This window comes from Streptomyces sp. NPDC001787, assembly GCF_040297465.1.
Taxonomy (GTDB): domain Bacteria; phylum Actinomycetota; class Actinomycetes; order Streptomycetales; family Streptomycetaceae; genus Streptomyces.
The window spans coordinates 73,995-97,900 of record NZ_JBEOZE010000030.1 but is presented as its reverse complement, the minus strand read 5'-3'; the positions used below and the strand labels follow the sequence as shown (position 1 = coordinate 97,900).

General features: G+C 71.4%; 21 protein-coding genes and 2 pseudogenes. 10 read left to right on the top strand and 13 right to left on the bottom strand.

Translation table 11 applies throughout. The annotated features are described in order from the left end of the window. Together ABT170_RS31900 and lysA are read right to left on the bottom strand one after the other, a co-directional pair. The coding region (locus ABT170_RS31900; RefSeq protein WP_351873178.1) for a LysR family transcriptional regulator at positions 1 to 1,034 on the bottom strand (1,034 nt) is incomplete at its 3' end. A gap of 9 nt (positions 1,035 to 1,043) precedes the next feature. Continuing rightward, positions 1,044 to 2,399: a diaminopimelate decarboxylase gene (gene lysA / locus ABT170_RS31895; protein WP_329941167.1), complete on the bottom strand. Its 1,356-nt coding sequence runs from the start codon at positions 2,397 to 2,399 to the stop codon at positions 1,044 to 1,046. Positions 2,400 to 2,769: 370 nt separating this feature from the next. Between lysA and ABT170_RS31890 the strand changes: the two genes are divergently transcribed. After that, on the top strand, positions 2,770 to 3,153 hold the full coding sequence (locus ABT170_RS31890) for a hypothetical protein (protein ID WP_351873175.1): 384 nt from the start codon (positions 2,770 to 2,772) through the stop codon (positions 3,151 to 3,153). Positions 3,154 to 3,542: 389 nt separating this feature from the next. On the opposite strand, the gene ABT170_RS31885 is transcribed toward ABT170_RS31890, so the two are convergent. Continuing rightward, the gene (locus ABT170_RS31885) at positions 3,543 to 4,778 is read right to left on the bottom strand and encodes an FAD-dependent monooxygenase (RefSeq protein WP_351873172.1); all 1,236 of its coding nucleotides are present in this window, start codon (positions 4,776 to 4,778) and stop codon (positions 3,543 to 3,545) included. Between the two features lie 78 nt (positions 4,779 to 4,856). Here ABT170_RS31885 and ABT170_RS31880 point away from each other — a divergent pair, with 78 nt between their 5' ends. Genes ABT170_RS31880 through ABT170_RS31870 form a run of 3 tightly spaced genes read left to right on the top strand, consistent with a single transcriptional unit; the run spans position 4,857 to position 5,843 of the window. After that, positions 4,857 to 5,438 (top strand): TetR/AcrR family transcriptional regulator C-terminal domain-containing protein, encoded by a 582-nt coding sequence (locus tag ABT170_RS31880; protein ID WP_351873193.1) that lies wholly within the window; start codon positions 4,857 to 4,859, stop codon positions 5,436 to 5,438. Positions 5,439 to 5,474: 36 nt separating this feature from the next. Further along, the gene (locus ABT170_RS31875) at positions 5,475 to 5,612 is read left to right on the top strand and encodes a hypothetical protein (protein ID WP_351873169.1); all 138 of its coding nucleotides are present in this window, start codon (positions 5,475 to 5,477) and stop codon (positions 5,610 to 5,612) included. A 9-nt stretch (positions 5,613 to 5,621) separates the two neighbouring features. Continuing rightward, a complete protein-coding gene (locus tag ABT170_RS31870; protein WP_351873167.1) occupies positions 5,622 to 5,843 on the top strand; it encodes a hypothetical protein in 222 nt (73 codons plus the stop codon). A gap of 18 nt (positions 5,844 to 5,861) precedes the next feature. Here ABT170_RS31870 and ABT170_RS31865 read toward each other — a convergent pair. Next, a pseudogene (locus ABT170_RS31865) lies at positions 5,862 to 7,376 on the bottom strand (DUF4158 domain-containing protein); the annotation flags it as partial. 151 nt (positions 7,377 to 7,527) lie between these two features. On the opposite strand from ABT170_RS31865, the pseudogene ABT170_RS31860 reads away from it, so the two are divergent. Both ABT170_RS31860 and ABT170_RS31855 read left to right on the top strand, forming a co-directional pair. After that, positions 7,528 to 7,711 (top strand): annotated as a pseudogene (locus tag ABT170_RS31860) (hypothetical protein); the annotation flags it as partial. A gap of 358 nt (positions 7,712 to 8,069) precedes the next feature. After that, positions 8,070 to 8,711 carry a hypothetical protein gene (locus tag ABT170_RS31855; protein WP_351873164.1) on the top strand — a complete coding sequence of 214 codons (642 nt, stop codon included), beginning with the start codon at positions 8,070 to 8,072 and terminating at the stop codon, positions 8,709 to 8,711. A 128-nt stretch (positions 8,712 to 8,839) separates the two neighbouring features. Here ABT170_RS31855 and ABT170_RS31850 read toward each other — a convergent pair whose 3' ends face one another. Beyond that, positions 8,840 to 9,265: a hypothetical protein gene (locus tag ABT170_RS31850; protein WP_351873161.1), complete on the bottom strand. Its 426-nt coding sequence runs from the start codon at positions 9,263 to 9,265 to the stop codon at positions 8,840 to 8,842. 832 nt (positions 9,266 to 10,097) lie between these two features. Continuing rightward, positions 10,098 to 11,759, bottom strand: coding sequence for an amidase (locus tag ABT170_RS31845; RefSeq protein ID WP_351873158.1), 1,662 nt, complete (start codon positions 11,757 to 11,759; stop codon positions 10,098 to 10,100). Positions 11,760 to 12,657: 898 nt separating this feature from the next. Between ABT170_RS31845 and lpxA the strand changes: the two genes are divergently transcribed. From lpxA to ABT170_RS31825, 4 genes are all read left to right on the top strand, one after another. Continuing rightward, positions 12,658 to 13,491 carry an acyl-ACP--UDP-N-acetylglucosamine O-acyltransferase gene (gene lpxA, locus ABT170_RS31840; RefSeq protein WP_351873155.1) on the top strand — a complete coding sequence of 278 codons (834 nt, stop codon included), beginning with the start codon at positions 12,658 to 12,660 and terminating at the stop codon, positions 13,489 to 13,491. A 345-nt stretch (positions 13,492 to 13,836) separates the two neighbouring features. Continuing rightward, positions 13,837 to 14,136: a hypothetical protein gene (locus tag ABT170_RS31835; protein WP_329941157.1), complete on the top strand. Its 300-nt coding sequence runs from the start codon at positions 13,837 to 13,839 to the stop codon at positions 14,134 to 14,136. A 257-nt stretch (positions 14,137 to 14,393) separates the two neighbouring features. Continuing rightward, a complete protein-coding gene (locus ABT170_RS31830) occupies positions 14,394 to 14,525 on the top strand; it encodes a hypothetical protein (protein WP_329941156.1) in 132 nt (43 codons plus the stop codon). A gap of 244 nt (positions 14,526 to 14,769) precedes the next feature. After that, entirely contained in the window at positions 14,770 to 15,384 is a 615-nt protein-coding gene (locus ABT170_RS31825) for a hypothetical protein (RefSeq protein ID WP_329941155.1), read from the top strand. Positions 15,385 to 15,425: 41 nt separating this feature from the next. On the opposite strand, the gene ABT170_RS31820 is transcribed toward ABT170_RS31825, so the two are convergent. From ABT170_RS31820 to ABT170_RS31790, 7 genes are all read right to left on the bottom strand, one after another. Beyond that, positions 15,426 to 16,580, bottom strand: coding sequence for a glycine amidinotransferase (locus ABT170_RS31820; protein WP_329941154.1), 1,155 nt, complete (start codon positions 16,578 to 16,580; stop codon positions 15,426 to 15,428). 51 nt (positions 16,581 to 16,631) lie between these two features. Then, positions 16,632 to 18,014: a hypothetical protein gene (locus ABT170_RS31815; protein ID WP_351873149.1), complete on the bottom strand. Its 1,383-nt coding sequence runs from the start codon at positions 18,012 to 18,014 to the stop codon at positions 16,632 to 16,634. Then, a complete protein-coding gene (locus tag ABT170_RS31810) occupies positions 18,011 to 19,297 on the bottom strand; it encodes an MFS transporter (RefSeq protein ID WP_351873146.1) in 1,287 nt (428 codons plus the stop codon). The genes ABT170_RS31815 and ABT170_RS31810 overlap by 4 nt, the downstream gene beginning before the upstream one ends. Next, a complete protein-coding gene (locus tag ABT170_RS31805) occupies positions 19,285 to 20,469 on the bottom strand; it encodes an ATP-grasp domain-containing protein (protein ID WP_351873143.1) in 1,185 nt (394 codons plus the stop codon). The genes ABT170_RS31810 and ABT170_RS31805 overlap by 13 nt, the downstream gene beginning before the upstream one ends. 71 nt (positions 20,470 to 20,540) lie before the next feature. Continuing rightward, on the bottom strand, positions 20,541 to 21,578 hold the full coding sequence (gene truD, locus ABT170_RS31800; RefSeq protein ID WP_351873140.1) for a tRNA pseudouridine(13) synthase TruD: 1,038 nt from the start codon (positions 21,576 to 21,578) through the stop codon (positions 20,541 to 20,543). A 91-nt stretch (positions 21,579 to 21,669) separates the two neighbouring features. Continuing rightward, the gene (locus tag ABT170_RS31795; protein WP_351873137.1) at positions 21,670 to 23,202 is read right to left on the bottom strand and encodes a GMC family oxidoreductase; all 1,533 of its coding nucleotides are present in this window, start codon (positions 23,200 to 23,202) and stop codon (positions 21,670 to 21,672) included. Then, a complete protein-coding gene (locus ABT170_RS31790) occupies positions 23,183 to 23,818 on the bottom strand; it encodes a zeta toxin family protein (protein ID WP_351873134.1) in 636 nt (211 codons plus the stop codon). Before ABT170_RS31790 ends, ABT170_RS31795 begins: the two co-directional genes overlap by 20 nt. Positions 23,819 to 23,906 lie beyond the last annotated feature (88 nt).

The window sequence follows — 23,906 nt, the reverse complement described above, 5'->3', positions numbered from 1 at the left end:
CATCCGGGGTGGGGGGCGGCCCCCGCGCGGCGGGCGCGGGGCCCCTCCCGTTTTTTTACCCCCCCCCCCCCCCCCCGGGGGGGGGGGGGGCGGGCGCGGGCCCCCCCCCCCCCCCACCACTGCACCTCCAGCAGCGACCGGATCTCCTCGGCGGCCGACCGCAGCTCGGCGAGGAAGATCTGCAGCAGCGGGTTGCGGTTGGTGGACCGGGTGGCGACCCCGATGCGGCGGTGCAGCCGGGGGTGGTCCAGTCGGCAGACGTGCACGCCGGCGGTGTCACCGAGTCCGAGGGCCGGGACGAGTGCGATGCCCATGCCCGCGCGAGCCAGGTTGATCGTGACCTGGTAGTGATCGCTGCGGCAGCGGACCCGGGGCCGGAAGCCCTCGGCCGCGCACGCGCGTTCCAGGACCGGTTCACCGGTGTGTCCGCCGTGCGTACCGATCCAGCTCTCCCCCTCCAGAGCGGCGAGCCGGACCGTTTCGTGCCGCCCGAGGCGGTGTCGCAGGGGGAGGACCACCAGCTGCGGTTCGTCGAAGAACATCTCCACGTCCACGGCCGCCTGCCGGCACCAGGGGTCCAGCGGATGCTCGAAGACCACCGCGACGTCCAGCCGGCCCGCCTCCAGGTCGGGCACCAACTCGTGCGGCTGGCCGAGGATCAGTTCCAGCTCGACCTGGGGCCGGACCGCAGCGAACCCCGACAGGGCCCGGGGCAGCAGCTCCAGGCCCGAGGACGCGAAGAAGCCCAGTCGCAGGACACCTGCCTCGCCCTCGGAGTGCGCCCGCAGCTCGTCCTGTGCGACGGCCATCAGATCGGCGACCGCCTGCGCGTGCTCGGCCAGACGCACCCCGGCCGCGGTCAGCCGCAGGCTCTGCGGCTGACGCTCCACCAACGCCACGCCGAGCTCCTGCTCCAGCCGGGCGAGTTGATGCGAGATCGCGGACGGGCTCAGATGCAGCGCCTGAGCCGCGGCCACGATGGTGCCGGTACGGGAAATCTCCAGCAGGACGAGCAGTCGGGCACTGTTCAGCATCGGGTCAGGTTAGGCCGTGCCGACGGACTGCGCCGCTCCGGCACCGGACCGTACCGCCTCCGACGCCGCTACCGGGAGCCCGGCGGGCTCGTCCACGTCCAGGCGCAGCAGGTCCTCCTCGGTCTCCCGGCGCACCACGGTGCGGGCGCGGCCGTCGCGTACGAAGACGACGGCGGGGCGGGGCAGTTTGTTGTAGTTGGAGGCCATGGCGTATCCGTAGGCTCCGGTGACCGGCGTGGCCAGGAGATCGTCCACCGCGATGTCGGCGGGCAGGGCGGCCTCGTCGACGATCACGTCGCCGCTCTCGCAGTGCTTGCCGACCAGCCGCGCCCGCATGGGCCGGGGGGCGCGCGGGCTGCGTGGCAGGAAGACCTCGTAGCGGCTGCCGTACAGGGCGGGGCGCAGGTTGTCGCTCATCCCGCCGTCCACACCGATGTACGTCCGCACGCCCTCGATCCGTTTGATCGTGCCGACCCGGTAGAGGGTCAGTCCGGCGCTGGCGGCGATGGACCGGCCGGGTTCCACGGTCACCGAGGAGGCCCAGCCCGCGTCGCGTACCGCGGTGCGCACGCGGGCCGCCCACTCGGCGAACGACGGCGCACTCTGTCCTGCCTCGTACGCGACGCCGAGGCCGCCGCCGACCGTCAGCCGGTGCATCCGGGTGTCGGCGGCGAACCGGGCGACGGCCGCGGCGCCGGCCGCGAGCTGTGCCGTGTCGAGCACCTGCGAGCCCACGTGCGCGTGGACGCCTTCCAGGATCATCGCAGGGGAGCCGGCGGCCCGGCGCACGGCGGCCGCAGCGGTTCCGCCAGCGAGGCCGAAGCCGAACTTGGAGTCGTTGCCGCCGGTCCGGATCGCCGCGTGCGCTCCGGCGGCCACTCCGGGCGCCACCCGTAGCTGGACTCGGGCAGGAGGCAGGCGTTCCTCGGAGTGCAGCCGCTCGATGCGGTCCATCTCGTCGAAGCTGTCGACCACCACGTGCCGCACCTGGGCGGACATGGCCGTGCGCAGTTCCACCTCGTCCTTGTTGTTGCCGTGCAGGACGATCCGCCCGGCCGGTACCCCGGCATGCAGCGCGACACGCAGCTCGCCGCCGGAGGCGACATCGAGCAACAGCCCCTCCTCATGGGCCAGCCGGGCCATGGCCGTGCACAGGAACGCCTTGGAGGCGTAGGCGACGTTGTCCCGGCCGAACGCGGCGACCGCCTCCCGGCAGCGCCGTCGCAGATGCTCCTCGTCGTACACGAAGAGGGGTGTGCCGAAACGTCGCCCCAGTTCGGTGAGCAGGACGCCACCGACGGCCAGCCCTTCGGGACGGATTTCGGATGTGGCGGGCAGCAGGCCCGTTTCGATCGCTGATGTCATGCGTTCCTCCCCGGAAGCCGGCTCGCAGCCATCCTGCGGCCTGAGCGGGGAGTCATAAAAGCGCATTCTTCTATGGCTGAGCCTCAAGGATTTCGATGCTCGCGCGATGCTGCCGACGGGCACGCGGCAGCCGGCCTGTGCTCTCTGCGTACCAGTGGATCCCGGCCGAGGCGCCGGATCCGGCCGGCTTCGGCCCGTTCGCCGTCCTCCTCAAGCATGCGCCGGAACCTGGCTTGGCCCTTGTCGGCCAGATCGCCGACGCTGCCACAGATGCGGTGACGCGCATCGGGATGGAGCGCGGAGGCCGGAAGTTCTCGCTGGTTTGCCCGCTTGGCCAAGGCGACAAGGCCTTCGCGGGCACATCCCGGTCGTGGCAGGGCAGTGGCCGTGGCAGTTGCCCTTGGCAGGGGCGCTCGGGCCGGGGCCGGCGCTTGTGGCGCTCGCCGCATCGCGCCGCAGGGCCCACGATGAGACGGAGGCCGGGGCCGTCCTCGGCGAGCTGGTGCAACGGGTGCTCGGCTGCGGCCGAAGTATCGCCCTGGTGGCCGTCGCCGTCGGGGTTCCGGCTCTGAACGCCCGGCGGGTCACCGATGAACGGGACCCGGTGCTCGGGCAGCTGGATCTGTGGGAACTGCCGACCTCTGCCGCCGTGCAACGGGAGTACGCTCTGCCGCTGATCATCCTGAGCGCGTCCGCCGGCCATCGGCCTGTGGACGGATTCCGGAGCCCAGGGGACTCGGGGCGGGTGGGGTAGCACCAGTACTTGGCAGTCGGGCGGGGCCTGAAGCTGAGCGTGGTGCCCCATTGGGGCTGGCATCGGTCCGAGGCCCGAGGTCCGAGGTCCGGAGCTGCGGGGGCCGCGAAGCTCGGGCGTACCGTCGCCGCGGCCGGCGTGCTCATTCGGCCGGGTCGGGTGTCCTCGGGGACGGGGTGAGCGGAGGGTGCCGGGGGCGTGGACGGTGTAGCCGTCGCGGGAGTAGAGGGTGTTCAGGTCGCGGTCTGCCTCGGACGGGCCGTACAGCGGGAAGCGTCCGAACTGCTCGCAGACCTGCCAGGTCCGCTTGGGCAGGGTAGCGGCGATGCCCTGGCCGCGCGGGCCTTGGCGACGGACAGGCTCGTGGGCACGGGGCCTGCCTCGGGCACTCAGGCGTCGGCGTAGGCGGGAAGTTGCCAGTCACCGCCGCGCTCCTCCTTCGATATGCGCGCGACCAGGTCGGGGATGTGCAGGAAGCAGGCCAGCGCGGTGGCTTTCTGGAACGCGGTGATGGCGTGCTTGTTCAGGGGCATGCCGACGCGCAGGATGCGCGGGTTGACCTCGCCCTGGATCTCGTCGACGAACGGGCGCAGGACGCGCTCGTAGTTCGCCAGCGAGGTCGGCAGGTCGCCCGGGCTTCGGTTGATCTCCCCGGCCAGGACGTAGGCGCCGACCAGTCCGCCGGAGATCCCCATGCCGCTGTAGGGGGAGGCGCAGTGCGCGGCGTCCCCGGCCAGCGCCACCCGGCCCTTGGACCAGCTGTCGATGCGTACCTGGGCGATCTCCTGGGAGTAGAAGAACGGGCTGTCCTTCATGCCCTTGACGAACCGCTCGGTCTGCCAGCCGGCGTCAACGAACCGCTCGGCCCAGAACTTCTGCTGCTGCTCGATCGGAGCGCGGTGGATCGCGGAGGCTTGCGCCGAGTCCTCGCGCATCATGAAGTAGACCTGCGTCTCGGTCGCGTTGTGGCTGCGCCGCATGATCTGCCGGCCGCCTGGGACCATGCAGGTGTCGCGGATGTTGGTGTCGGAGGCGATGCGCGGCACGAACCAGTACGCCATGTGGATGCCCACGTGCCAGTACGGGTCGAAGCCCTCGGGCAGCAGCGCCCGGCGGGTGCGCGAGCCCTGCCCGTCGGCGCCGATCAGGAGGTCGTACTCGTCCGAGGTCCCGTCCGAGAAGTGCGCGGTGACCTTGTCGAAGTGCTGGTCGAAGCCGTCGACGCTCTTGCCGAAGACGTACTCGGCGTCGTCCTTCGTCGCCTCGTGCAGGATGCGCACCAGGTCACCGCGCATGATCTCGTACTCCGAGGTCAGGGTCTGACGGCCCTTGCCGGAGGTGTTGGCCATGATCGTCGCCTTCGGCTTCCCGCGGGAGTCGATGAACGCCACTCCGGCCTCGTCCACCAGCTGACTGCGCACCTCCTCCAGCAGCCCCATCCGCGTCACCGCGTCGATGCCCTGCCCGCGCAGGTCCACCTGCGCCCCCGAGGCGCGCAGCGCCGGGAACCGCTCGACGACCGTCACGGCGTGGCCGCCGCGGGTGAGCCAGAAGGCCAGCGCCTGCCCTGCGACACCGCCGCCGGCCACCAGGATCCGCAGGCGCTTCGCGATCTTGTTCGTCATGACGCCACCCAAAAATCTATCGCTGATTGATTCCTTTCCAGGTTCTTCTATCGGTGATAGATTGTCAACGTGACCAAGATGAACCGTGAGATCGTCGTCACGGAGGCGCTGGACCTGCTGGACGACGTGGGCCTGGAAACCGTCAGCACCCGGCGGCTGGCCAAACGCCTGGGCGTCGAGCAGCCGTCGCTCTACTACCACTTCAAGACCAAGAAGGACCTGCTGGCCGCGATGGCGGAGGCGGCCATGGCCCCGCACGCCCACGCCGCCCTGCCGGAAGACGAGGACGACTGGCGGAGCTGGTTCCTGGACAACTCCCGCAGCTTCCGCCGCACCCTGCTGATGCGCCGCGACGGCGCCCGTCTGCACGCCGGCAGCACTCCGACCGGTGATCTGCACCGGATCCGCCGCAAGATGGCCTTCCTGGTCTCCTCCGGCGTTCCCGAGCGGCAGGCACAGATGGCGATGCTGGCCGCCAGCCGCTTCACCGTCGGCTGCGTACTGGAGGAGCAGGCAGAGGCGGACGCGCCGGACACCGGGGACCTGCCGGACGACGTCCCCGCGCTCGATCATGAGGAGGCGTTCGAGGCGGGCCTGGCGCTCATCCTCGGCGGCCTCGAACAGCACACCGCCGCACCCGACGCCGTAACCTCCCTCTGACCGCCGACAGGCGAGGCCAGGACAGCGGCGCTTCGCATGGATCTGCCTGCCGGGCCGGACCCGATGCCGCCGTTGGACGAGCATGCCCTGGCCGCCGCCCAGGAGGCCACCACGGTGTTGGTGCGCGAGGGCAAGGTCTCCGAGGCGGTCGGCGCGATGGTGGTCCCCGCGTAGTGCGGCGGCGTGCTGTTCGCGGTCGGCGGCGTCGATGGCGAGCTGTATGTCAACGGCCGCCCGCTGAACGGGGAGTGGGCCGAGAAGCTGCGCGGGCAGGTGCCGGAGCCGGCCTCGGACGTTGACCGGTTGCGGGCGACGCGTACGCAGTGGCTCGACTCCCCGGCCGAGAACCGCACGCTCGCGCTTGGCGGGGCCTGCGCCGACCCGAACCTGCCACGCCCGCACTGACCGCCGCCCGGCGTATTCATACAGCGAGTCACGCGGGGTGCCGGCCACCACCTTCCCACCCGGCCCCGCGGCCTGGTCGTTGATCAGGTTCAACCGTGTCGCCCCGCCCGGCGCCCGCCGCCGGTGGAGGCCCCGAAGTACTTCGGGTTCGGCCTGGCGTACGCCGAGGGCACCGGCACCACGAAACCCATGCCGTCCACCGAGGCGACCAGGCCGCCGCCCCACACCCGGGCGAGCGGGATGGACGCCTGGGCGTCGATCAGCGCCGAGTTGGCTGTCGGTAGGTCTCCATTCGCAGATAGGTCTGGTCGACGTGAGAGAGCCTGCTGTAGCGCCGGGCGTCCGCGCCGCGGACCACCGGGGTGAAGCCGACGTTGCAGCCGTGCGCGACCAGCAGCGCCGCGATCGTCACCGGCAGGTCCCTCAACCGGGCCTCCCCGCCGGCCGCAGAGGTGAACGCCTGGCCCGCGCCCGTCCATGAGAACACCTCCAGCAGCACCTCATGCAGATCCACGTTGGGCAGCATCGCGTTCACCGCAGACCGCAGACCGCAGACCGCAGACCGCAGACCGCCGACCGCAGCGCCACTAGCGACGCCCCCTCGGCCTCCGGCTCCAGCGCCGCGAAGTGCAGCCGCCCCTCGCCGTCGGCGGTGACCGGTGCGTTCGCAGGGAGCCGGGCGGCAACCTCCCGGTAGGTGCCGTCCAGCAGCGTGGCCCGCGCGGCCAGGTGCTCGGCGGCGTCGGCCGGCAGGCCGAGCGAGGCCGGAACGGTGGGCCCGGCCTGCTCCCACGCGGCCCCCGCCAGCAGCTTCGCCCGTGGGTCACCCCGCTTCGAGGAGTTCACCGCGAAGACCTCTCTGCGCCGCAGCAGCCGGTGTACCTGCTCCAGCCCGCAGAACGAGTACGCCTTCCAGCCCACCTTCCCGGCTCCAGGTGCGGCGCGAACAACACCAGGCGCTTCCACGACCCGGACAGCAGCTCGGTGTCGATCTCCGACCGACCCACCTTCTTGCGGCCCGGAGCCACTGGTTCGCCGCCTCCCGCACCGACGCCACCAGCCGGGCCAGTGTCGTCACCCCGGCAGCAGCATCCGCCGCTCGCGCAGCCACCCCACCGCCGCGTCGAACAGCGCCTTCGGCCCTTCCCCGGTCGATCATGCCCGCGCGTCCACCCACGTCCGCGGCTCCGGCTCGGCCTCGGTGAACTCCCGGTACTCCAGCAGCCGCCGCAGCTCGCGCACGTGGTCGAGCCGAGTGTTCTCCCGCGCGCCGTACGCCTCCAGCACTGAGGCGTCCTCGATGTCCAGCTGCTCGGCCAGGTACTCCGCGACCTCCACCGGCACGTCGGTCGGGTCGTCCAGGAACACCCCGAGGCAGCGCACAGTCGTCAGCGGGGCGGCGAGGCCCAGCCGGTTGTGCGCCCGCCGCTTCGACTCCACCAGCTCCCGGTCCGCGTCGTCCAGGAAGCAGAACCGCTCCAGCTCCGCGCGGTCCGGCGTCCCTCGGGACGCCGCGTACCCCGGCCTGCTCATCCGTCAGAAACGACCGGTGCCCGGACCTCCAGGCAGTTGATCAACACGACCGCCGAAGGTTCAACCACCACGGAACCGCAGGTCAACGAGCCCCGGGGGAGCGGGGAGGGCTTAGCGCCGGTTCTCGTTCCGATGTTCCTCAACCCCCTGCATGGTCGGCGCCAACCACAACTTCTTCAACACGGAGTGGACGCCCGGCCAGGCCGTGGCCCCGGCCGCCGACGACTTCTGGGACGACGAGGACAACCCGGACCGGGTGTGCTCGGCGGGCCAGGACCCGGCTGAGTGCTGAGCAGCGGCAGACGGCGGGCACCACCTGCATCGCCACCGCCGCACTTCGCCTGCTGGGCGAACGCCACCGACGAACCTGGCCGCGACGCGGTCACGGCCCGCTGGACCGAGCCGGGCACCCCGGTCCGGCTGACACCGGAGCGTGCCTTCTCTCTGGAGGGCGATGGCGGTACGACCACACCCGGTCGGCGCTCCGTCGCGAGGCCCGTCCGCCGGAGTGAAACGGCTGCAGGAGCCACACTCTCCGAGCCGTGCCGTACCCGTCGCGCACCTGTGTCGTGCCTGTGGCAAGTCTGTGTCATTTCCGCCTCAGCCTGATACGGGCGTCTCAGCGCGCCTCACTGACGCTCCGTTGAACGTTCGGCTGTCGCATGGGCAGCCCTCGCCCCCAGTTAGGACAAAATGACACACAAGGGACGCATCGTCTTCGCAGTTGCCCTCACCACCCTGGGGCTCGGGCTCACGGCCTGTAACGACGGCGAGGACTCGGCAACGACAAAGGAATCGCCTTCGGCCTCCGCCCCGGCGCCGTCCGACCCGAGCAGCAAGAGTCCGTCCGCGAGCACCGGCGACGACGCTGCCGCTCCGGCCGGTGATGTCGCCGCACCGGGCGCGAAGGTAAAGATCGGTGACCGAGCGGTCCTGCCGTTCACGTACGGGACCGACAAGAAGGGCACGATCGCCGTGACCGTCACGGCGATCGAGAAGGGGGCCGAGGCCGACATGGCCGCCTTCGGCGCCAAGGCGAAGGGAATGACGCCCTACTACATCCGGATGAAGGTGGAGAACGTCGGTGGCACCGACCTGTCGTACGCGTCACTGAGACTGCGCGGCAAGCTGGAGGGCGGCGGCCCCACGGGCGTAGTTCTGATCGGCGACCTCCCGGGCAAGTGCGACAGCGAATCGGCACCCCGCGACTTCACCACCAAGGGCGCGTCGTACGAGACCTGCTCGCTCAGCGCCACGAAGACCGATCCCATCGCGGCTGCCTCGTTCGAGGAGGGTGACGCGTACCGCGACAGCCCGGTCATCTGGACCAGCTGACCACCCGTTCCCGTGTCCGCGCGCCGGGCATCTCGTCCTTGACGGAATGCCCGGCCGGCGGCCGGCCCGCGCTCTGCAGCTCTCCGGCGAGCAGCACGGTGCGGGGGCCGCCCAGCCGGAGGCCGACCTCACGGGTGAAATCGGACGTGAGTTCCGCCCAGCCCCAGAACGTGAACCCGAGGTGCCCGCACGCGTAGTAGTCGTCCTCCCCGGGTCCACCGGTCGATCCCGGACGGCAGGGCGCAGGACGGGCAGTGCGCGAATCCTTCGCCTCCTTCCTCGGCCCAGTCCCGGAACCACCCCTCGAAGGGGTCCCAGGCGGACTCGATGGGCTCCCACACCTCGTCGACCAGCCGGATCTCGGTTCGGCAGAGCGGGCAGGTGGCCGCGCCCACTTCTCCCTGGCCGCTGTCGAAGACCGTACGGACGGTCTGGACGTGGAGCCCGTTGGCCCACAGGCCGACCGGGACCGGGTCATCGACGGCCTTGGTGAAGTGCGTGCCGGGCGCGTGACCGCATCCGTCACCGCCGACGACGCCCGCGACTCGGCGCACTCCCTACACGCCCACGGCATCGGATCTTGGACGCCGGAAAGACGTGGACGCTGATGGTCCAGGAGAACGGAGTCCCGGGCGGCTGGGCATCCTCGTTGGCATGGGCCCGTTGGCCACCGCCGGCTCCTGCCGCCGCCTCGTGGAACAGACGCCCACATGTTCCGGCCAGGAACATCTGCCCGTCCTCATGTGGCGGACCCGGCTGTGCCGGACAGGACCGCCGCCGCCCTCCTCGGGCAGGGCCCGTCGCCTGTACCCGGGCTCATGCGAGGCGGGCGACGGCTCCGCGACGCAGGGGCCATAGGCATTGCCGTGCCTTGCAACACCACTCACGCCTTCGTGCACGAGGTCGTCGCAGCGGCCGGCGTTCGAGATTCACGACATGGTCAACGCTGCTCTGGAGACGGCCCGGACGCGGTTACGGGGCCTGCCCGCGTGGGTGCCCTGGCCACCCGGGGAACCAGGCTGACCCGGTTGCACGAGGGTGCGGGCGCCCGTCTCGGTGCGGACGTCCTTCAACTCCCGGTGCGGATCCGGGTGTCCTGCGTGGACGCATCATCCGGGCCGGCAGGCAGAGCGGGTGCTTCGTACGGCCGGAGCGGCTGATCGTGCACGCTGCGGGAGCCCGGCGCGAGCAGGGGCCCGGGCACTGATCGCCGCGTGTACCGGGATACCGCTGATCAGTGGGCGGGCGGCGGAAGTGCTTCCCGTGGGCGATTCGGCCGAGAGCCTGGCCGACGCGGTGCTGAGAGGGGGCTGTGGCCCCCGTCCGGCCCCGGGCTCGGCCATGAGGCGGGCCGCGCGGCCGTACCTCACGGCGGCGTGCGGACCGTCAGGACTCCCCGGGCAGGGTGGTGAGGTAGGCGGGCGCCTTGCGGACCGGGTTGGCCTGCTCGAAGGCATACGCGTAGCCGAGCAGGCGCGCGTCGCTGAAGCGTGTCCCCAGGAAGGAGAGACCCAGCGGCAGCGCCCCGCGCGCGTATCCTGCGGGCACGGTGATGTGGGGGTATCCGGCCACTGCCGAGCTCCGGGTGGAGCTCTCGAAGGCATCGGGGTCGAGGGACTCGACGGTCGGCGTGGGAGTGTTGGTGGGGGTCACGATCGCGTCGAGTTGGTGCGTGGCCAGGACGCTGTCGATGGCCTCGCGGGCCTGCCGGGTCGCGGCCTTCCGGTGCTGCCGGTAGACGGGGTTGTTCACGTCGCCGTCCGTCTGTTCCGCCATCTCGAAGAGCTCCTGGCCAAAACGTGGCATCTCGGTAGCGGCGTTGCGCTTGTTGTACGCGATGAGGTCGGCGAGGTTCTTGGGGTGGGAGCCCGGTGTAGCGGCGAGGTAGGCGTTGAGGTCGTGCTTGAACTCGGTCAGTACGGCAGGGAGCATGTCCTTCCGCATCATCGCGTCGGAGTTGGCCACATCCGCGCCCTCGATGATGGTCGCGCCCATGGCCCGCAGCCGCCGGACGGTGGCGTCGAAGACGCGGTCCACGTCGGGGTCCACACCGGTGTGTCCCTTACGCCACACTCCGATGCGTTTTCCCCGCAGGGCGTTCGGGTCGAGCACCGTGCGGTAGTCGGCGGTCAGGGCGCCGTCGGCGCCAGCGGTGGCCGCGTCGGCGGGATCCGAACCGTGGATGGCCCACAGTGTCAGGGCGGCGTCGATGGTGTTGCGGGCGATCGGTCCGGCGGTGTCGTGGCGGCTGGTGATGGGGATGACGCCGCTGCGGCTCACCATGCCCAGGGTGGGTTTGACACCGACGGTGGACGTGACGCTCGCGGGGCACACGATCGAGCCGTCGGTCTCGGAACCGATCGTCACCGCGGCCAGGCCGGCCGCCGCAGCGGCTGCGGAACCGCTGGACGATCCGCAGGGGCTGCGATCGAGTACGTACGGGTTGCGGGTCTGGCCCCCGGTGGCGCTCCAGCCCGCCGTCTGCCGCGTGGACCGGAAGTTGGCCCACTCCGACATGTTCGCCTTGCCCAGGATCACGGCCCCCGCGTCACGCAGGCGCTTGACCAGGAAGGCGTCTTCGGCGGGCTTGGCGTGCAGCAGCGCCGTGGAGCCGGCCGTCGTGGGCTGCCGGTCCGCGGTGTCGACATTGTCCTTGATGAGGACCGGAATGCCCTCCAGCGGCCCGCGTGCTCCCTTGCTGCGGCGTACGGTGTCGCTGCGGCGCGCGATCGCCATCGCATCGGGGTTCACCGTGACGACCGCGTGGAGGCGGGGGTTCAGGCGGCGGATGCGCTCCAGGTAGGCCTTGGTCAGCTGCTCGGAGGTCAACCGCTTGCCGTTCATGTCCTCTTGAAGGTCCACGATCGTGACCCGGTCCAGCCTCGCGTCCAACTCCGCTTCAGGCTTGGCCGCTTCGCGGCTCGGGGCAGCCGAGGTGGTCGGCTGCGGTTCGGCCTGGGTCGTGCACGCCGTGAGCGGGGCGAGCAGACAGGCCGTCGTCACGAAAGTCACCGCGTGGCGTCGTGAGGCTCCGGTGAACGAGGGCATGGGTACCTCCAAATCGGCGGGGACCAAAGCCCCGTATCCATGCAAAGAACGCTAGGCGCAGGATCTTTCGGGGACGACAGTGCTGGCTCCCCGCTCGTGAGTGGTGCCTGCTACACCCCTGGGGTGACGCTTCCGGCACCGCACGGAGAAAAGGGGGGTGCCCGGCTTACGCCGGACACCCCTCTCCAGACGTCCTGAGCACATCGTCAGTACGTGCTCCTGATGCCGCAGATCAACTTCTTGCTGCTGGTCGGCCATAGCCCCAGTGCCGAGCCGACGAAGACGACTCCGGTCCCGACCCCGGCCAGGACCCTGGTGGAACCGGTGTAGCGGGCGAAGGTGCTGACATGGAGGCCGCGGCCGTTGACGGGTTTTAAGTGAGTTCCTCAAACGTCATTGAGCGGGAGTGCCTCGATTGCTGACAACCTGACCGGCACATCATCTGAGGGTCGTAGCGCCGTGTCCGCCCGAGGACTCGAACCCCGGATCTCCGCCGAGGGGGTACGGCGCGCCGAGCCGGTCCTATGACGCCTTCGCGCACCACCCGCGATCGACTGGCTGTGTAGGTGAAGACGAGGGGCGCTTGTTCGTGAGAGCTGGCCGGCGGCGCGCCTTCCAGTGGCCGGCTCGTACGTGTTCGCCGCCTGAAGCGGAGTGCTCTTTGCCTCCTCGGTGCTGCCTTCGAACCGCCAACGCGGCCCCTCCGGCTGGCCTGGTGGGTGGGGAGTGCCGCATCGAATCCGGCACGTGCCGCGCGCCGGGGGTCGGGGATCGTGGTCATATCGCATCGAGTGATGTTGGTGTGCCCTCGGTCGCGGTCCATCGACGGCCCGCCCCTCCCCGTTTCCTTGTTCGATATGGCGATGGGTGTCAATAGCGGGGTCTATGCTTTCTTGCCATGATTCATCCCAGCGCAGTGGTGCATCCCGATGCCCTGATTCATCCCGGGGCTGTGGTGGGGCCGATGTGCAATGTCGCCGCCGGTGTGCGGATCGGCCGGGGAACCCGTCTGATCAGCCATGTGTGGGTCGAGGAGCGCACTGTTCTCGGTGAGGACAACGTGGTGTTCCCGTTCGCGGGTCTGGGCGGACCTCCGCAGACCCGGGCCCCGGCGGGCACGGTCCAGGCGCCATTGGTGATCGGTGACCGCAACCAGATCCGGGAATCGGCGACCATTCATCGGGGAAGCACCGCATCGGGCGGTACCCGGGTCGGGGACGACTGCCTGGTCATGACATGCGCACACATCGCCCACGACTGCGTCGTCGGCAACGGTGTCGTGGTGACCAGCGGCACCGCGATCGCCGGTCACTGCCGTGTGGACGACTTCGTCAACATCAGCGCCATGGTGAACGTCACCCAGCACCGGCACATCGGTACCCACGCCTTCATCGCGTCCATGGCCAAGGTCGACCGAGACATCCCGCCCTACACGATCGCGCAGGGAAACGACACCCTGCGGATCCGCGGGATCAACCTCGTGGGCCTCCGCCGCCGCGGCTTCCCCCCACAGACCCTGCGCCACCTCGTCGGCACGGTCCGGACATGGACCACACGCACAGACCTCTCACGGCCCCAACGCCTGGAACAGATGACCGCCGATCACGGGCACATCCCCGAAGCGAGTGCCCTCATCACCTTCCTCGCCACCCGCAGCACCCCCGTGCCCACCGCCCGCATGCCCACCCATGCACCCCCACCTCCTCATGAGGTTGTCAAGCCGCGACTGTGACGGGGAGTTAGTTATGGAAGCGCCGTCCATCACGGATCAGGGCCCGCGGGACGTTCGGCGTGCAACGAGCCGTATGGCCCCGTGATCCGGTACCGGCGGGTCCGGTGGGTCCGGCGGAGATGCGCAGTCGCACTCTTCACCCGTTCGGATGGAGGGTTCATTCTCCCTGCACGTCTGTGGGCAGAACCTTTGTGAGGACAGGCCAGGGGCGGGCCGGCGGGAGGGGGTTCCATGCACCGGACCCCGGCCCCGGGCCCGGCCGCCACGGATCAGGCCATCTCTCCGCGACGGCTGCCGCCGCCGCGAGCGGACCGGCAAAGCGCACCGACCCGTAGGAGACCATCAGTGCTTTCCCATCTGGCCTGGACGGCGGTCGGCGTCGCGGCGCTGACCCTGACCGCACCCGCCTACGCGGCATCACACGTCACAGCAGCCGTTCCTCCGCCCGCCGTGGTGACTTTCCGGATCGTCGCGCTCCTCGACGGAGACGTAATCTGCTTCTCCAAGCGTCCCCTTCCGCACGTGAACAGAGAACACGCGGACGGCGTGCACGTCACCGAACGCAAGATCCCTTTCACTTGCGTTCCGGAGGACGCTGAACGCTACTCCCGGGATTTCACGATCGGTATTCCCGTCATCCGTTGATGTCGCGGGAGGCACCGCCGCCACCGCGACCGCCGACGACTTCACCAACGCCAGCGTGCAGAGGCGCAACTCAGAGGCCCCATCCTCGCGATTCCCGTCGACCTGCTGTCGCTCGAACGGGTCGACTCCTGCTTCAACACGAGTGCCAACACAACGAACTGATCCACCGCCCGGATCAGCCGACAGCCTCCACGGCGCCGTCCGCGACCGCCAGGAACCCCTCTGCGTCGAGGCGGCACCCGCTCAGGCCGGACCCGGTGACGCGCGCCCCGGGCCCGCTCGGCGCGGATCCGTGGGCGGCGTTCCTGCGGCGGAACTCCATCCCGGACATCGAGGAGGAGCGCGTGTGGGCGTTGTCCCTGCGCGTGGAACTCCTCGGCCACGCCTGACGCGTTCCGGTCCGACGCGGTCGCGGGCGACTCGATGACGCTCGCCACCTTCGCGCGTTCATCCGCCTCAAGGTCGTCGGAAGAGTTGATACGGGCGAGCCGGGGGAGGGCAGCTGATGCCCAGGCCGGTGCCGACTGGAGAGCCCCGGAGCTGTCGATGGCCGAAAGCAGGCTGTGCACCGGGCGGAACTGGCAGCATGCGGTCCGTCGGAGGTCCCGGCGGAAGCAAGGCGAAAGGCCGGGCGTGGTGACGCGAGAGAAGGCAGCGGACGGAGAGCGGCTGCGGGAGCGGCAGGACCGGTTGCAGCGGGAGGCCGATGCCGTCGAGGACGACCTGGGGCTGGCCGGGCTGCTGTCGCCGCACGGGCGGGTCGTACGGGTGGGAAGCGCCGCGCTGGGACTGATGGTGGTGGCGGACCTGGATCTGACAGTGGTGTGTCCGCGGCTGAACGGCTCCGTGAAGCGGGCGGTGACCGCCGCGGGCGCCACGCTCGGACTGCACGAACGGGTGCGGCAGGTGACCTTCCGGGACGACACCGGGGAGTGGAACACCGACCCGGCGTATCCAGACGGCCTCTATCTGAACGTGGCATACCGCACCGAGGACGGACAGGAGTGGACGCTGGACATCTGGTTCGTCGACGAGCCGGACCGGCAGCCCGATCTGGCCCATGTCCGTGATCTGCCGCCACGGCTGACCGCCGCTCACCGCGCCGACATCCTCGCGATCAAGCAGGCCTTGTCCGAGCGGCCCGCGGAGCGGCGGGTGCCCAGCTACGAGGTATACCGGGCGGTGCTGGACTACGGGGTCGGTGACGTGGCGGCGTTCGACGACTGGTGCGCGCGGGAGCGCGGCTGAACCACGCGGCGCGCGGACGGCTTCCGCGAGTGCCGGCCGGGTCAGCCGCAGGCACGCCGTCGGGCCGTGAGCGGACGGTAGCCGTCGGCGAAGTAGTCCTCCGCGGCGCCTGCCCTGTTGACGTCCCAGGTGGCGCAGTGCAGGGAGCCGCCGTACTCGAAGACGTCGCGGAACGGGACGGTCAGTACCTCGAAGCCGAGCTTGGCGAGCAGGTCGTGCAGTGGCGCCTCACGCTCCTCGCAGATCACCTGCGTCGGCGAGATGCTGAGCACGTTCATCGACAGCCACTTCGACGACTGGCAGTACAGCGGCATCTCGTCGTTGCCCGTAGTCGGCTGCGGGGCCTCGACGAGTTCCCAGCCGTTGCGCAGGAACAGCTGCTCCTCGCCCTCCCGCAGCGGGCGCTCGGGGTTGGTCAGCACGAGACCGGGGCGGAGAGGCACGAAGGTGCAGTCGATGTGTGAGGGGAAGAAGTCCAGCGGGAAGTGCACGGGGTGGACGCGGAAGCCGCGCGGCTCCAGATGGCGCTTGAGCCAGCGGATCCCCGTCCGATTGGTCGTCATCGATTCCTGCACGACCAGGTCACGGCCGAACCGGCTGATGTCGGCGGCGTCGAAGAGGACCTCGTCCTGGGTGACGCAGAACTCCGAGGAGTGCATCTCGCGATGGCGCTTCTCCAGCGGCCAGTCCCAGAACTCCTGGCGGTACATGCCGTCGGCCATCGACGGCTTGGGGGCCACCGTCCACACCATGCCGGGGTCGTCGTTCCAGTACTCGTAGACCAGCTCGCGATAGGCCAGATACTCGAAGTAGCGGGCCCGGCGGGACATGGGCGCCTCGACGATCTCGTTGCCGAGGGTGATCATCACATCCCTGGGGCACACCACGCAGTACTGGTTGGCCACCTCGAACGTGGGAGTGCGCAGCGGCGTCATCGAGTCGAACGGTCCGGGCCGCCGGACGGTGACTCCGCGCGACCGCAGCAGAGCCGCCAGGCCGTCCAGCTGCGCATTGGCACGGTCGATCATCTCCGCAGGCTTGGCGCCGGTGGGGAACGCGTCGGAACGGCCGCGCAATGCGGGCCGGTAGCCGGGCTCGGCCGGTTCGAAGCAGGCGCCGTCGGCGCTGCCCACGATGATCTCGCGCAGTGGGTCCCACTCGTTCCAGGAGTTGACCAGGGTCGACGGTCGGTTCACGGGTTGTCCGCCCTTTCTCTGGGGTGACGTGGCGAGTTCTGGAGGAGGGCCTCAGGGCGTGGAACCGAGAGGGAAGGACCGCAGGGCCGGATCGCCGAGCCGGGCCGCCAGCAGCGCGCAGGCCGGGCCCGCCCGGTGGTCCGCCATCGGCGGGGCGATCGCGGTCGGCACGGCGGCGCCGTCCGCGACGTGGTAGTCGACGCGCGACGACCCGTCGGTGAGCCGCGCCGGACCGTCCCGGTGGCCGGGGCCGGCCACAGGAACCGACAGCGCATACGACGGCACCGCGGCCACCGCATCGCGGACGAACCGCTCCAGCGCGACGCCCCGGATGCCTTCCAGCCCCGGCACGCCCTCCTGTACCGCCCGGTTGAAGAGGTAGAGGGGAAAGTCGGGCACGCCCGCGCGCAGACCGAGCCCCGAGGCGTGCCGGGAGTTGAGCTCGGTGGCGGTGAACCCCTCCTCGGTGAGCAGCCCGTCGACGCTGAAAAGACCCCGGTAGCCGGCAGTGCGGACCAGTTCCGCACCGGCGCGGCGGGCGGCCTCGCGGATCCCTCGCTCGGCGGCTCCGCCGGGCCGCCAGTGGGTCGACGAGCCGCTGAACAGCAGCCGGCCGGCCACCGGATCACCGAGGGTGACGATCTCGATCGGCGAGAACACGGCGAGCGAGCCGGGCAGGGCCATGGCCAGCACACTGCACGGAACCCCGTCGGCGAAGCGCGCCACCCGCACCCGGCGGGAGGCCGCGCCCAGCTCCCGTACGGCGTCCTCGAACCGCCGTGTTCGGGGCACCCAGCGCACGCCCAGCGCGTCACCGACGTGTCCCTGTGAGGAGTCGGCGGCCACCACCACCCCAGCGGGACCCCCGAGACGGCCGGCCGCCCCGGGGTCGCGCAGCGCGTCGGCCACGGACAGCACGGTGTACGGCGGCGAGGCCACTCCGATACGCGCCCAGAGCCGGTCGATGGTGGTCTTGTCCTCGACGTCGGCCCAGCTCGGGCGTCGCCACCCGTGCACCGGCCGCCCGCAGAACCGGGCGACCCCGGTGCGGGTGGTGCCCAGCGCGAGCCAGCGCCGGTGCGGATCCAGCGAGTCCAGCCAGCGCCGCACATCCGCGCCGGGCCGGCGCAGCCACGACTCGAACTGCGGCCGCGTCAGCTCCATGCCCGCGTCGGTGCAGTGCCAGCCCTCCTCCACCTCGGGTGCTCCAGGACCGGGACCGGCACGGGTGACCACGGCCGCCACGTGTGCCCCGCAGGTGCGTAGTTCCGCCACGAGCGCGGTGGCCCGGTGGTCGAAGTCGTCCAGGAGCAGCACTGTCTCGCGTCCGTCCCAGAAACGGCGCAGGGCGTGGTCGACGGCGCCCCGGATGTCCTCGGGGTCCGTCACCCCGGCGGGAAGGGGCGCGGCGGCCGGTCGGGTGAGGGGCATCATGCCTTCGCTTTCCGGTAGTGGGGGGCTTCGTCCTGCGCGGTCGCCGCCCTGTCGAGCCCGAGATAGACGGCGGCGCCCACAAGCAGCGCGCAGCCCAGCACCAGCCAGGGGGCGCTGCCGGACGCGGAGAACAGCAAGGTGTGCACACCGGGGCCCAGGGCGCCGGAGAGGCCCCACGCGAGTTGGTAGAAGGCGCTGTAGCGGCCCGCCTCGCCGGAGGTGGTGTACGCCAGCACGATGGTCATCGCGACGGCGCCGAAGACCGCCTCCCCCAGGCTGAACACCAGGACAGGAACGCCGACCCCGATGACGACGCCCCTGCCGTCCAGCAGGCTCAGCGCGGCCAGCCCGCCGAACGCCGCCGCCACCAGCACCGCCGCCACGGACATCAGCCGCAGCGGTGCGTGCCGTCGGCCCAGCCGCAGCGCGAGCGGCTGGAAGACCGGGATCGCGACGCAGGAGAGCACGTACGCGGCGGGCGGCGCCCACAAAGGCGCGTCGAGGGACCGCAGGTAGACGGGGAGGATCGAGTCGAAGGCGACGCTGGAGAGGGTAAGGGTGAGGGTCGCGCCGGTGAAGACGAGGAAGCCCCGGTTGGCCAGTACACCGCGGTACGAGGCATGCCCGAAGCAATTCCGGCGCCCGCCCCGCCCCGTCCCCCGGTCCCGGGCGGGCGCGTGGGTTCGGCCCACCCACCCGAACAGCACACCGGCGACGGCGAAGCTCGCCGCGTTCACCGGAGGGATCGCGTTCCACAGCGCGGTGTCGGCGCCCTGCAGCGACGAAGCCAGGGCCACGGCCAGCGCGCCGACCCCCAGGCCCACGTTGCGCAAGCTGTTGAGCAGGGCGAACAGAGCGCGCTGTGCCTGCTCAGAGGAGGTGACGCTGTCCACCAGTCCGCCGTGCGCCGCCCAGTAGAGCCGGTCGCCGAAGCTGACCGTGAACGCGATGACGGCGACCGCCGTCATGCTGTCGGCCAGCAGATAGCAGGGGAAGGCGACCGCGCGGCAGGCGCAGCTGAGGACCGCTGTCAGGTAGGGGCCGAGCCGGTCGGTGATCGTGCCCACGGCCAGGCCGCCGACGGCCAGCGCGGTCAGGGAGCCGGCGCTGAGCGCGGAGCCGGCGGCGGTCAGCTCCATACCGCGCCCGTAGACGAAGTACAACAGGGAGAAGGTGATCCACACCCCGCTGCCCACGGCGTCCACCACCATGGCGGCCATGAAACCCCGGTTGCGGCCGGCCGAGACCGCCGGCCGGCCGCCGGTGATCGTCACGCCGCCCATCGCGCCTCCCGCGACCACCAGCGCTCAACCTCGCGCAGCCGCCCCGCCACGTCCTCGCCCTCGTCGAGCCGGAACACCAGCTCGGCGATGCTGTCGGTGCTGGAGCGGGGCCCGTCGTGGCGGACTCCGGTCTCGCCGTAGGCGGCGAACCGGTGCGCGTACGGCAGCGGGCAGGACTCGGGCAAGTGCTCCAGGACGGCCGGAAGGGGCGGGAACCAGGCCCAGCCGTGGCGTGGCCGGCCCGGCTTGCGGTCGGATACCGGCAATCCGGCCTGGCCGCGCAGCTGGGCGGCGTACAGATTGACCCCGGTGGCGAGCTCGTGGGCCTCGACGATGCCGCAGCCGCCCGGCCGGCAGGCGATCTCGCACAGCACCAGCGTGTCCTCGGGAGTGTGGAAGAACTCGGCGTGGAAGGCGGTGGTCGCGGCGACCGGGGGGAAGGCGGCGACGACGGCTGCGGTCGCCTCCTCCAGCCGGTGCGCCAGCGGATCGCGGGGCGGGAGCATGCCGCTGATGCTGGGGACACCGTCGGTCGCCGTAGCCAGATTGGGGTGCAGGTAGCGGGAGGGGACGGCGTGGAGCACGGCGCCCTCGGACATGAGCCCGTCGACGTGGCAGACCGTGCCGGGCATGAAGCGTTCGACCAGATGCGTGCGGCCGGGGGGCAGGACGCAGGAGCGCACCGCCCGGTTGTCGTGCAGGACCCGCACGCCGACGGAACCCGCGCCGTCGGCGGGTTTGACCACCACCGGCAGCCCGTGCGCACGGACGAAGTCCGCGATGTCCCCGGCGTTGCGCGCCACGGCTGCGGCGGGGACCGCGATTCCGTGCTGGGCCGCCAGCCGCCGCATCCGGAGCTTGTCGCGGAAGGCCAGCGCGCTCGCCGTCCGCTGCCCGGGCAGTCCGTGCCGCTCCCGCGCCTGGGCCGCCCGCACCACATCGCTCTCGGCGGTGGTCAGTACCCGCTCGATCCGGCCGGTGGCGCAGACGGCGTCGATGAGACGGTCCACCCGGGGCGAGGTGTAGTCGTCCACGATCTCGGTGCGGACGAAATCGCCGGTGGGCAGGGACCCTGCGGCGGAGCGGTCGGTGACGACGATCAGCGACGCGCCCGGCAGCCAGGCCGGCACCCGGTCCAGGATGGGCCTGCGGTTGAGCAGCAGCAGCGCCATCGGTCTCCTCTCCGGCCTGGCGGCCTTGCGGCGGCGCGTTCCGTGGGGACTGCGCACGGGCAGCGGGGTGTTCAGCGCTGGAGGACCAGTTGTCTCATCGCGGCGGTGGCGTAGCAGCCGGACGGCAGCAGAAAGCCGACCTCGACGGCGTGGCGGCCGGGGAACGCGTCGTCGGGACCGGCCCGCTCCACGGTCACCAGCGTCTGGACGACGGTGGGGCGTACGGTGGCCCGCTCGACGGGGCGGTCCCGCCACGCGTAGCGGGTGTAGGGCAGTTCGTGGCGGGCGGTCAGCAGCGTGGCCGCGCCGGCCCCGGACACGGGGAACCGGTAGGGCAGTCCGTCGACGCTCGTCTCGACGCTGTTCTCGGGGCAGTTGGTGGCGACCAGGTCCCGCACCCGGGCGTTCCAGACCGCGGAGGAGTGCGCGGCCAGGTAGAAGGCGGTGGTCCTGGCATCCAGTCCGTGTCGGAACAGCTCCCGGTCGGGGCCGGTCCACCGCTGGGCGGTCACGCTCTCCGGGGCGCCGAGATCGGCCAGTTCCCGCCGGGCGAGCCCCCAGTCCTCATTCAGCAGCGCCTCGCCGACCAGATGGGTGCGCTTGGGGCCGCCGGGGACGCCGAAGCGCTGGGTGTCGTAGTAGTTGACGAACAGCAGGCTGAGGCGTCCTCGGCCCTCCAGCCGGGTCGCGGTCGCCTCGTCCAGGTCGCGGAGCACCACCCGGAAGCCGTTGCCGTTCAGCCGGCCGACCGTCAGCGGTTCGTGTCCGTAGCCGTAGTGACACAGCCGCAGCCAGCGCCCCGGCTCCGCGCTGTGGGCCAGCTCCTCCTCCGGCCGTCCGTCCTCGGCGGCGCCGGCGGTGAACGGTACGGACAGCAGCTGCTCGGTCTCGCCGTCCTCGTCCTTGAGCCCGGCGTAGCCGATGTCGCGGGCGGGCAGCCCGAGCCGGTCGGCCGCCCATCGCACCGCCTCCATGGTGGTGTAGCCGTACTTGTGCAGCAGCAGGTAGCGGTGGGCCGCGGAGCGTGCGCGGGTGAGGGGCACCACCAGGTTCTCCCGTACCCGGAAGTCCCCAGGGCGGTGTTTGAACACCGGGTTGCCAATCGTCATCCGAGTCTCCGATCCGCCGCGCGTGCGGCCTGTCTGTCGCGTCCGCCGTGGGGTGCGGCCCCCGCCGGGGCGCCGCGTGTCTGCGGCGGGCCTACCATGTGGCGGCCCGTTCGCCGATGGCGAGGGCCAGGAGGTTGGTGTTGGCCCGTACGGGAACGGGGACGACGGAGGCGTCGGCCACCCGCAGCCCCCGGGTGCCGTGCACCCGCAGCCGGGTGTCCACCACGGCCCCCGGATCGTCCACCCGGCCCATCCGGGCGGTGCCCATGGGGTGGTGGGCGGTGCGGGCTGCCTCCCGTACGTACGCGTCCAGCCGCGCGGGTGACCCGACGGACTTCTCGTCCAGGTCGATGATCTCCTTGGTGAGCGCGGTGAACGGGGCCTGGCGCAGCAGCTCCCAGCACAGGGCGACACCGGCCCGCAGCCGCCGCGCGTCCTCGTCGTGCGCCGTGTAGTCGATGGCGATGCGCGGGGCGATGGCGGGGTCGGGCGAAACCGCGGTGACGGTGCCGCGGCCCTGCGGGGCCATCAGGTTGGCGGTCATCATGAACGCCCGGCCGTCCGGCACCCGAGCGGCCAGACGGGGCGCGTACACGTCCAGCCGAACATGGTTCAGCGCGTAGATCTGGAGGTCGTCGGCGACGGCTGAGCCGGGAGCGGTGCAGCGCAGCACCACCTGGGCGCAGGGATCGGCCGGATCGCACAGGCCGGCGACGGGCAGCACGCCGATGGGTACCTGAGAGTGGTCGGCGAGTCCGGCGCCGACCCCGGGGAGTTCGGCCACCGGCCGCACCCCGAGCGCGTCCAGGACGCGGCGGGGGCCGATGCCGGAGCGGTGCAGCAGCGCCGGTGTGCCGTAGGCGCCGGCGCACAGGGTGACGCGGTCGGCGTACACCGTCCGGGTCCGGCCGCCTGAGCGCAGGACGACACCGGTCGCGGTGCCGCCCGAGAACAGCACGCGGTCGGCCAGGGTTTCGGGCAGCAGCGTCAGATTGGTCCGCGTACGCGCCGGGGCCAGGTAGGCGGAAGCCGCCGAGATACGGGTGCCGTCCTCGGTGAGACTGAGCGGCAGCGGCCCGACCCCGGTCGCGTCCGGCGCATTGTGGTCGGGCGTGTACGGGTGTCCTGCGGCGGTCGCCGTCTCCACCAGCGCAGCCGACAGCGGGGTGAGCATGTCTCCGGCACAGCGCCGCAGCCGAAGCGGGCCGTCCGAGCCGTGGACGGGGCCCGTGAAGTCCGTGTCGGTTTCCAACAGACGAAAGAAAGGCAGCACACGGGGCCAGGACCAGCCGCCGCCGACCGCCTCGTCCCAGTCGGCGAAGTCGCCGGGGGAGGGGCGCAGCGCGACGCAGCTGTTGACCGCCGAGGAGCCGCCGACGACCCGGCCGCGCGGCAGCGGTAGCCGCGCGCCGTCCTCGCGGACGCCTTCGAGCGCCCAGTCGTGGTCCACCATTGAAGGGGTGCAGCCGTCGCGCAGATCGGCCGGGAGAGCGGCCGGGTCCGCATGGTCGGGACCGGCCTCGACCAGCAGCACCCGCCGTGCGGGGTCGGCCGACAACCGGGCGGCGAGGACCGCGCCCGCCGATCCCGCGCCCACCACGATGTCATCGAAGCCCTGCGGCATCCGTGCTCCTTCCGAGTGCGGGCCGGGCGCCCTCGGCGCTGATCGCGCCGAGGGCCGGACCGAGCAGCCAGTCCGACAGCGCGGCGGGCCGGGTGAAGCGCAGCACGTCCAGGTCCACCGGCGGTCTCCGGCGTGCGAGTTCCCGCAGGCTGTCGCGAGTGAGGTGCCGGGTGGTCCAGCCGTACCGCAGGATGTTCTCGGGGTCGGTGAGGACCGAGCGCAGCGGCGGCTCCTGGTTGCCGCTCCAGAGCACTTCCCGGTGCAGCGACCGCAGCAGGGTGCGCAGCAGCAGGCCGGTCATGGTGACGGGGACGGGGTAGTCCAGCCACACCAGCAACTGTGCCCGCCGCGCCAGAAGTCCGGCCACCTCCGGGTAGTGCCATTCGGTGATCCAGCGGGCGGAGTGGGTGAGCCGCGCTACGTCGTCGGCGAATTCAAGGCGCGGCTGCCAGCCGGGCTGGTAGTAGAGCCCGTCCAGGTCGATGTGGTCCAGGCCGAGGCGGGCGGCGAGCTTATGGGCGACCGTCGTCTTGCCGGCGCCGCTGGCTCCGGCGACCAATACCCGGTCGGGGCGGTACGGCGGCGGCGACGTCGGGTCGAGCAGACGCAGGGTCACGGGCGCGGTCCTCTCGGTCCGGGGTGCCGGTCGCGGGTGCCGCGGACCTTCCTCGGCCGACCGGAGCAATGATCACCGGGACGGGCGG

Excerpts from the sequence above, each read along its gene's own strand:
- lysA (WP_329941167.1), bottom strand. The coding sequence starts at position 2,399 with ATGACATCAGCGATCGAAACGGGCCTGCTGCCCGCCACATCCGAAATC.
- ABT170_RS31795 (WP_351873137.1), bottom strand. The coding sequence starts at position 23,202 with ATGCCGCAGGGCTTCGATGACATCGTGGTGGGCGCGGGATCGGCGGGC.
- ABT170_RS31885 (WP_351873172.1), bottom strand. The coding sequence starts at position 4,778 with ATGACGAACAAGATCGCGAAGCGCCTGCGGATCCTGGTGGCCGGCGGC.
- ABT170_RS31875 (WP_351873169.1), top strand. The coding sequence starts at position 5,475 with ATGGATCTGCCTGCCGGGCCGGACCCGATGCCGCCGTTGGACGAGCAT.
- ABT170_RS31805 (WP_351873143.1), bottom strand. The coding sequence starts at position 20,469 with ATGGCGCTGCTGCTGCTCAACCGCAGGCCCATCCTGGACCGGGTGCCG.
- ABT170_RS31845 (WP_351873158.1), bottom strand. The coding sequence starts at position 11,759 with ATGCCCTCGTTCACCGGAGCCTCACGACGCCACGCGGTGACTTTCGTG.
- ABT170_RS31815 (WP_351873149.1), bottom strand. The coding sequence starts at position 18,014 with ATGATGCCCCTCACCCGACCGGCCGCCGCGCCCCTTCCCGCCGGGGTG.
- lpxA (WP_351873155.1), top strand. The coding sequence starts at position 12,658 with ATGATTCATCCCAGCGCAGTGGTGCATCCCGATGCCCTGATTCATCCC.
- ABT170_RS31880 (WP_351873193.1), top strand. The coding sequence starts at position 4,857 with ATGAACCGTGAGATCGTCGTCACGGAGGCGCTGGACCTGCTGGACGAC.
- ABT170_RS31810 (WP_351873146.1), bottom strand. The coding sequence starts at position 19,297 with ATGGGCGGCGTGACGATCACCGGCGGCCGGCCGGCGGTCTCGGCCGGC.
- ABT170_RS31855 (WP_351873164.1), top strand. The coding sequence starts at position 8,070 with ATGACACACAAGGGACGCATCGTCTTCGCAGTTGCCCTCACCACCCTG.
- truD (WP_351873140.1), bottom strand. The coding sequence starts at position 21,578 with ATGACGATTGGCAACCCGGTGTTCAAACACCGCCCTGGGGACTTCCGG.